At 69.1% G+C, this 7,256-nt stretch carries 8 protein-coding genes; 5 read left to right on the forward strand and 3 right to left on the reverse strand.

All coding sequences use genetic code 11. The features are described 5' to 3' along the window. Positions 1-25: 25 nt before the first annotated feature. Complete coding sequence (locus tag UK23_RS35550) at positions 26-487, reverse strand: hypothetical protein (RefSeq protein ID WP_156213631.1); 462 nt, start codon at positions 485-487, stop codon at positions 26-28. A gap of 30 nt (positions 488-517) precedes the next feature. Between UK23_RS35550 and argG the strand changes: the two genes are divergently transcribed. Genes argG through UK23_RS35570 form a run of 4 tightly spaced genes read left to right on the forward strand, consistent with a single transcriptional unit; the run spans position 518 to position 4,207 of the window. Further along, positions 518-1,963, forward strand: a complete 1,446-nt coding sequence (gene argG, locus UK23_RS35555; RefSeq protein WP_045316135.1) for an argininosuccinate synthase — start codon at positions 518-520, stop codon at positions 1,961-1,963. Between the two features lie 60 nt (positions 1,964-2,023). Then, entirely contained in the window at positions 2,024-2,770 is a 747-nt protein-coding gene (locus tag UK23_RS35560; protein WP_045316142.1) for a hypothetical protein, read from the forward strand. Beyond that, positions 2,770-3,381, forward strand: coding sequence for a hypothetical protein (locus tag UK23_RS35565; RefSeq protein ID WP_045316136.1), 612 nt, complete (start codon positions 2,770-2,772; stop codon positions 3,379-3,381). Before UK23_RS35560 ends, UK23_RS35565 begins: the two co-directional genes overlap by 1 nt. Continuing rightward, positions 3,374-4,207 (forward strand): phosphotransferase, encoded by an 834-nt coding sequence (locus UK23_RS35570; RefSeq protein ID WP_052685354.1) that lies wholly within the window; start codon positions 3,374-3,376, stop codon positions 4,205-4,207. Before UK23_RS35565 ends, UK23_RS35570 begins: the two co-directional genes overlap by 8 nt. Here UK23_RS35570 and UK23_RS35575 read toward each other — a convergent pair. Beyond that, positions 4,158-5,357, reverse strand: coding sequence for an MFS transporter (locus UK23_RS35575; protein ID WP_045316144.1), 1,200 nt, complete (start codon positions 5,355-5,357; stop codon positions 4,158-4,160). The genes UK23_RS35570 and UK23_RS35575 overlap by 50 nt on opposite strands. Before the next feature lie 82 nt (positions 5,358-5,439). On the opposite strand from UK23_RS35575, the gene UK23_RS35580 reads away from it, so the two are divergent. After that, on the forward strand, positions 5,440-6,348 hold the full coding sequence (locus UK23_RS35580; RefSeq protein WP_045316137.1) for a LysR family transcriptional regulator: 909 nt from the start codon (positions 5,440-5,442) through the stop codon (positions 6,346-6,348). Here UK23_RS35580 and UK23_RS35585 read toward each other — a convergent pair. Beyond that, positions 6,317-7,165, reverse strand: coding sequence for a LysR family transcriptional regulator (locus UK23_RS35585; protein WP_045316138.1), 849 nt, complete (start codon positions 7,163-7,165; stop codon positions 6,317-6,319). The genes UK23_RS35580 and UK23_RS35585 overlap by 32 nt on opposite strands. Positions 7,166-7,256: the final 91 nt, after the last annotated feature.

Raw genomic sequence — 7,256 nt, forward strand, 5'->3', positions numbered from 1 at the left:
CCGGCCTTCCAGTAGCCGCTGGGCATCACGGCTCGCGGTCCACCCGGTAGGACTCCTCGGGCGCCTCGGCGAACACCCGCACCGGCCGCGTCTCCACCTCCAGGAGCGCGGCCGGGGCGGGCACCGCCGTCTCGTTCGCCACCAGCAGCACTGACCCGTCTGCCGGTGGCTGGTACGCCGAACCGCCCGCGCGGAACCCGGCCCGGTCGCCCGCGATCGCCCGGCACGCCCCAACATGTGCCCAGGCCGGCGTCACCGTGCGTCGGCGCAGGTCTGGTCGCACGTCCTCGGGCATGGCGCGCAACGAGGTGCGGACGTTGATCCGGTCGTGGGCGGATATCACGAGCTCGCGGCCTGTGACCATCAGCAGGCGGAAGTACTCGTCCGGTGCTCGCTGGACGCCTCTGCGGTCGCACGCTGGCCGGAAACGGCCCTTGACCTGCGACGACCTCCCTGAGGCGCAACTAACACCCACCCCGACGTGCATGCTCATACATCGTCGTGCATAATTCTCAACGTGTCCAAGGTGCTCACTTCACTTCCCGCCGGCGAACGCGTCGGCATCGCCTTCTCCGGTGGTCTCGACACCTCCGTCGCGGTCGCGTGGATGCGTGAGAAGGGCGCGGTGCCGTGCACGTACACCGCGGACATCGGTCAGTACGACGAGCCTGAGATCGACACGGTCCCGGGCCGCGCGGGTACGTACGGTGCCGAGATCGCGCGCCTGGTGGACTGCCGGTCCGCCCTCGTCGAGGAGGGGCTCGCCGCGCTCGCGTGCGGCGCGTTCCACATCCGCTCCGGTGGCCGCGCGTACTTCAACACGACCCCGCTCGGGCGCGCGGTCACGGGCACCATGCTCGTGCGCGCCATGCTCGACGACGACGTCCAGATCTGGGGCGACGGCTCCACCTACAAGGGCAACGACATCGAGCGGTTCTACCGCTACGGTCTGCTCGCGAACCCGTCGCTGCGCATCTACAAGCCGTGGCTCGATGCCGCGTTCGTGACGGAGCTCGGCGGCCGCAAGGAGATGTCCGAGTGGCTGCTGGAGCGTGACCTGCCGTACCGGTCGAGCGTCGAGAAGGCGTACTCGACCGACGCGAACATCTGGGGCGCGACGCACGAGGCCAAGTCGCTCGAACTGCTCAACGAGGGCATCGAGATCGTCGAGCCGATCATGGGCGTCAAGTTCTGGGACCCGTCCGTCGAGATCGCCACCGAGGACGTGACGATCGGCTTCGACCAGGGCCGCCCGGTCACGATCAACGGCAAGGAGTTCGGCAGCCCCGTCGACCTCGTGCTGGAGGCCAACGCGATCGGCGGCCGCCACGGTCTGGGCATGTCCGACCAGATCGAGAACCGCATCATCGAGGCCAAGAGCCGCGGCATCTACGAGGCGCCCGGCATGGCGTTGCTCTACATCGCCTACGACCGCCTCGTGAACGCGATCCACAACGAGGACACCGTCGCGGCGTACCACAACGAGGGCCGCAAGCTCGGCCGGCTGCTGTACGAGGGCCGCTGGCTCGACCCGCAGTCGCTGATGCTGCGCGAGTCGCTGCAGCGCTGGGTCGGTGCCGCGGTCACCGGCGAGGTCACGCTGCGGCTGCGGCGCGGCGACGACTACTCGATCCTCGACACGTCCGGCCCGGCGTTCAGCTACCACCCGGACAAGCTCTCGATGGAGCGCACCGAGGACTCGGCGTTCGGTCCGGTGGACCGCATCGGCCAGCTGACCATGCGCAACCTCGACATCGCGGACTCCCGCGCCAAGCTGGAGCTCTTCGCGGGTCTCGGCATGGTCGGCAACCGCCAGTCGGCGCTCATCTCGGCCCAGCCCGAGTCGACGAAGCTGATCGGCGAGGTCCCGGACGGCGGCGCGGAGGTCATCGCCTCGCGCGGCACCGTCTCGGCGGCCGACGAACTGCTCGACTCGGCCGCGATCGAGTCGGGAACGGACTGATTCGGCCGCTTCCGGCCCCTGACGAGGGGCCGGAAGCTAGCCTGATCTTTCGTGTCGATCATGGGGGAGTGGGCCCGGCCCGCTGTTCGTCTGCATCCGGTTCCGGGCTCGCCGGGGGTGACGGACAGCCACATCGGCGGCCCGCTGCTGTGGCCGGCCGACGAGCCGTGGCCGTGGTGCGACGGCAGCAAGCACGACGAGGGCCTCACCATCCTCCCGGCCGACAGCTTCGGCGTGCCCGTGGCTCTGGTCAGCGCCGTGCAGCTCTACCGGCGCGACTTCCCCGAACTGCCGTTCCCGGACGGCACCGACCTGCTCCAGGTTCTGTTGTGCCCGTTGGAACACTCCGACGAGGAAAGCGACCACTTCGGGCCGTGCGTGCAGCTCTTCTGGCGTTCATCCGCCATCACTGACGTGCTTTCCGGTGCTCCTGAACCCGCGGTGTTCGAGCCGCAGTACCGGACCCGGCCGTGCGTCCTGCACCCGTGCCGGATCGTCGAGTACCCGATGGGCGACGAACAACCCGTGGGCGCGGGGGACTGGCCGCCGGTCGCGAACGGCAGCAAGCTCGGCGGCTGGGCGTTCTGGTGGCAGACCTCGCCCTTCGGCTTGGAATGCCCCTCGTGCGGAGCCGATCGCCGCCTTCTGCTAGCTCTTTACACCCACGAGGAACCCGAGAAGGAGCTCTGCTCCTGCGAGGTCGCCGAACGGGCGGTCGTCGGGTGGGAGTTCGGCCGGGAGGGCGCATTGAACGTGTTCGCGTGCACACAGGATGTCCAGCACCCGATCAAGCTGCACATCGACTGATGGCCGCCGAGGACGCACGGCCGGCCGTGCTGCTGAACCCGATCGAAGGCGACCCGACGGACGCCGACAGCCACATCGGCGGCCCGATGCTGTGGCCGATCGACGAGGACTGGCCTTCGTGCGACGCCGACGGCGAGCCGTTCGTCGGCGCTGTTCAGCTCTACCAGAGGGACTTCCCGGAGCTGCCGTTTCCCGATGGCGCAGACCTGGTGCAGGTCTTCCTCTGCACGCTCGACCACGACGTGCCCGGCCCGGACGTGCGGCTGGTGTGGCGTGACTCCACGACGGTGTTCGAGCTGATCGAGGAGGAACCGGAGCCTTCGGCGCAGGAGGAGCTCTACGTCCCCACGGTCAACGTCTTCGAGCCGATCCGGTACACCGAACACCCGTCGAAGATCTCGGGCGGCACGAAGATCGGCGGCTGGACGGCGGGCGGTCCCGTGACGTTCGCCTGCCCGGAGTGCGGTGAGGAGCAGCGTCAGACGTTGTCGCTCGGCACGTACGAACCGTCCGGTGACAACGTCGAGTGGGTGTTCGGCGAGGACGGCAACCTGAACATCTTCTTGTGCCCCAAGGACGTTCGTCACCCGATCAAGGTCCACATTGACTGAGATCCACGACATCGCCCAGGCGATGGGGTTGCGGCCGGGCTCGCTCGTCGAGTCCGGCGGCGACTTCCGGGTGCTGCACGCTCTGGACGCACAGGGCGATCCGTGGATCCTGCGGCAGCCCCGGCGCGAGTGGGCGTTGAAGCGCATGGGTCCCGAACGCGCGTTGCTCGACCTGGTCGCGGATCGGGTGCCGGTACCGGTGCCGCGCTGGTTGCCGGAGCACCAGGACATCGCCGTCTACCGCGCACTCCCCGGCGAGCGCAACGACGAGCCGTCCGACGAGTACTTCGAAGACGTGGCACGGTTTCTGGCCGCTCTGCACGCCATTTCGCAGGAAGAGGCCGCGCGGACCGGCGTCGAGATGCGGCTGCCGGACGAGATCCGTTCGACGATCGCCCGCAAGATCCACCGCGCCCGTGCCGAGCTCGCGCTGTCCGACGAACTCTGGCGCTACTGGCAGGCGTGGCTCGATGACGACTCGACGTGGCCGCCGCGGTCGGTCGTCGCGCACGCGGACATCTGCCCGGCGAACACGTTGGTGGACAACGGAAGGCTGTCGGGCGTGATCGACTGGACCGACTCGCTGTTCGGTGACCCGGCGGCCGACTTCCGCAGGCTCGTCAAGCAGTTCGGGCGGCTGGACGAGCTGGTCGAGGCCTATGCGCGGCACGGCGGGCTGGTGTGGCCCGGCATGCGGCGGCACGTCGAGGAGCGCATCCGGATGGCGCCGGTCGACTCCGGGCTCTACGGAGTCGACTCTGGCCAGGACCGGTACGTCACGAGCGCTTTGGAGCGGCTAGCACTGCTACGCCCGCCAGCAGGATGAGCAGCAGAGCGGCGAACCACGTCATCACGGTCGTCGGTGCGAGGTAGCGCGTCGCGAGGCCGATCGACAGCGACGGCACACTGAGCCCGAGGTAGGCGACGAAGAACAGGCCTGCCAGCGCCTCACCGCGCCGCGCTGGTGCCGCCGTCGCCGCGACGGCTCCGATCGCGGCCTTGAACTGCACGCCCGCGCCGACACCCGCGATCGCGCCGCCGACCAGGAACAGCGGGAAGCTCGTCGTGTACATGCCCGCGACGACGAGCAGCACGCCGATCGCTTGCGCACCAAGGCCGATCGAGCGCAAAGTGCTGACGCGCACGCCGCTCGTCAGGGTCTGAGCGAGGGCCGCGCCGCCGAACACGATGAACACGACCAGCCCCGCCAGCGTCCGCGACGGGTGGTGCAGCTCGCCCGCCACGAAGCCAGGTGAGACGGACGTGAACACCCCGAACACCGCGAACGCCGAGAAGGCGCCCAGCCCGGCGGCGCCCAGGTCGGCGCTGATCCGTTGTGGACGGTAGGAGACCTGTTGCCGGGTAACGGTTTCCGGAGTCAGCGCCACCGCCACGATGCTCAGCACGAGCAGCACGGCGAGCACGACGTACGGGGTGCTCAACGGGCTGCTGGAGTATTGAGCGAGCACGCCGGCCAGTAGTGCGCCGACACCGAGGCCACCGATGTTCGCCGCGGTCGAGACGATCTCGAAGCGCTGCGAGGATGCGCCGGGGCGGTGGCGCGTGTGGAGGTCGTGCAGGAACGCGGTGGCGGTCGCGGCGATCATGCCCACGCCCAGGCCGTTGATCACCCGAGCCGTGATCAGCACGGGCAGCGAGGTGCTGCTCAGGAACAGCAGCGCGGACACGACCTCCAGGCCCAGCGCGGGAATGAGGATCGCCTTGCGGCCCAGCCAGTCCGAGACGTGCCCGGCGAGCAGGAGGCTGATCACGACGCCGACCGCGAACGCCGCGAACACGACGGTGATCGCGAACGTCGAGAAGCCTTCGCGCGCGACGTAGAGGGGGAAGAGCGGCGACGGGACGGTCGAATAGGCCATCGCGACCAGGAACGTGCCGGCGATGGTCCAGAAACCGATGCCGTGCGCTCGGCTGACCGGGCGTTCGATCGGTGTGGAGTCGAGGAGCAGGGACATGTGACCACCCTGCGTGCCTGGATCCATCACGTCCAACGAAAGTTGAAGCTCGTGATCATCACTTTCTGAGATACTCGCTGGTGTGGACCTGCGTCAGCTGGAGTACTTCGTCGCGATCGCGGAGGAGGGCACCTTCACCCGTGCCGCCGCTCGCGTGCACGTCGTGCAGTCCGCCGTCTCGGCCGCGATCAAGACCCTCGAACGCGAGCTCGGCGCCACTCTGCTCGACCGCAACGCCAAGCGCGTCCTGCTGACCGACGCGGGCGAGGCGCTGCTGCCCAAAGCGCGAGCCGTCCTGGACGCCGCCGCCGAGGCGAAAGATGCCGTGGCCGCGGTGAAAGGCGGGCTCACCGGCACGGTCAAGCTCGGCACGCTGACGTCGATGACCCTGATCGACCTGCCCGCGCTGCTCGGCGAGTTCCACCGCAGGCATCCCGGCGTGCTCGTCCGGACCAGCGCGGCCACCTCGGGTTCGCAAGGCCTCGTTGAGCAACTGCTGGACCGCAGGCTCGACCTCGCCTTCGCGTCACTGCCGGGCGAGGTGCCGGACGGGATCATCCTCGACGAGCTCGCCCATTCGGTCATGGATCTCGTCGTGCCCAACGACCACCCGCTGGCGCACAGGAAAGAAGTCCCCATCGGCGACCTCGCCGGGCTGGACTTCATCGACTCACCACTCGGCTACGGCAACCGCGCCGTGGCGGACCGGGCGTTCGCGCACGCGGCAGTGCCTCGACGAGTCACCTTGGAGATGTCCGACATCTACACCGGCGTCGACTACGTCCGGCACGGCCTGGGCGTCGCGCTGCTGCCCAACTACATCCTCGGCGACGCACACGGTGTGAAGACGCTCAAGGTCACCGGCGCGGACCTCAGGTGGCCGCTGGGTCTCGCCAGGCCCGCTGATCGCACGCCTTCAGCCGCCTCCAGGGCGTTGATCGCGGTGGTGCAGGAGATCTTCAGCCGCGATAAGCGTCGCACGCCAGCGTGACCAGGTCGTTCAGGTGCTGCGGCGGCTGGTCCTTCCACCACGCGAGCCACACCGGGATCGGCGGCGCGTCCTTCACCGCGCGATAGGCCACGCCGGGCCGCGGGTTGAGGCTTGCGGTCGCCTCGGACGTCATCCCGACGGCCTGGCCAGCCGCGATCAACGTCAGCCACTCGTCGACGCCGTGCGTGTTGCGCACGACTGCAGGCGCGGCGCCGGGCTTCCACAGGTCCAAAGTGGTCGTTCCGGTCCGGTCGTCGACCGCGATCCCGTACCGCGAGAAATCCGCCAGGGACAGCGAACGCTTGCGCGCCAACGGGTTGTCCGTCGCCACCACGCCGTAGCGCCGTTCGGTGCCGAGCAACGCCGTCTCGAACCGCGGATCGTCGAGGGCTCGCCGCACGACCGCCACGTCGGCCATGCCCTCGGCGAGCCCTGCGGTCAGCGAGTTCGACTGCACGAACACCAGCGGCAGCCCGGGATGCGTTGCCGCCCACGCCTTCTGGAGACGCCGGGTGTGCTTGCCCAAAGCCGACCACGCGTAACCGATCCGCAGCTCGGTCTGCGACTCGGCCGCGATCCGCCGCAGGTGCGCGACCTCGTCCAGCACCCGTCGTGCGGCAGCGAGGACCTGCGTGCCCACCGTCGTCAGCGCGACGTGCCGGGGTGAGCGCTGGAGCAGCCGTGCACCGAGCGACGCTTCGAGTGCGGCGACCGAGCGCGAGACGGATGCCTGGGTGAGGCCGAGAGCGGTGGCCGCGTCGGTGAAGGTGCCCGCGTCGACCACGGCCACGAACGCCCGCAGATGCCGCAGATCCATGGGCAGAGACTAGAACGCGGCGAGGCGTAGATCCATACGTCAGGCGTATGGCTGGCACGAGCAATGCATTTCCCGCATCGCCAGCAGAACC

Origin of the sequence: Lentzea aerocolonigenes (assembly GCF_000955955.1) — a bacterium.
In the GTDB taxonomy this organism is placed as follows: Bacteria; Actinomycetota; Actinomycetes; order Mycobacteriales; family Pseudonocardiaceae; genus Lentzea; species Lentzea aerocolonigenes_A.

Excerpts from the sequence above, each read along its gene's own strand:
- UK23_RS35565 (WP_045316136.1), top strand. The coding sequence starts at position 2,770 with ATGGCCGCCGAGGACGCACGGCCGGCCGTGCTGCTGAACCCGATCGAA.
- UK23_RS35575 (WP_045316144.1), bottom strand. The coding sequence starts at position 5,357 with ATGTCCCTGCTCCTCGACTCCACACCGATCGAACGCCCGGTCAGCCGA.
- UK23_RS35560 (WP_045316142.1), top strand. The coding sequence starts at position 2,024 with ATGGGGGAGTGGGCCCGGCCCGCTGTTCGTCTGCATCCGGTTCCGGGC.
- UK23_RS35585 (WP_045316138.1), bottom strand. The coding sequence starts at position 7,165 with ATGGATCTGCGGCATCTGCGGGCGTTCGTGGCCGTGGTCGACGCGGGC.
- UK23_RS35550 (WP_156213631.1), bottom strand. The coding sequence starts at position 487 with ATGCACGTCGGGGTGGGTGTTAGTTGCGCCTCAGGGAGGTCGTCGCAG.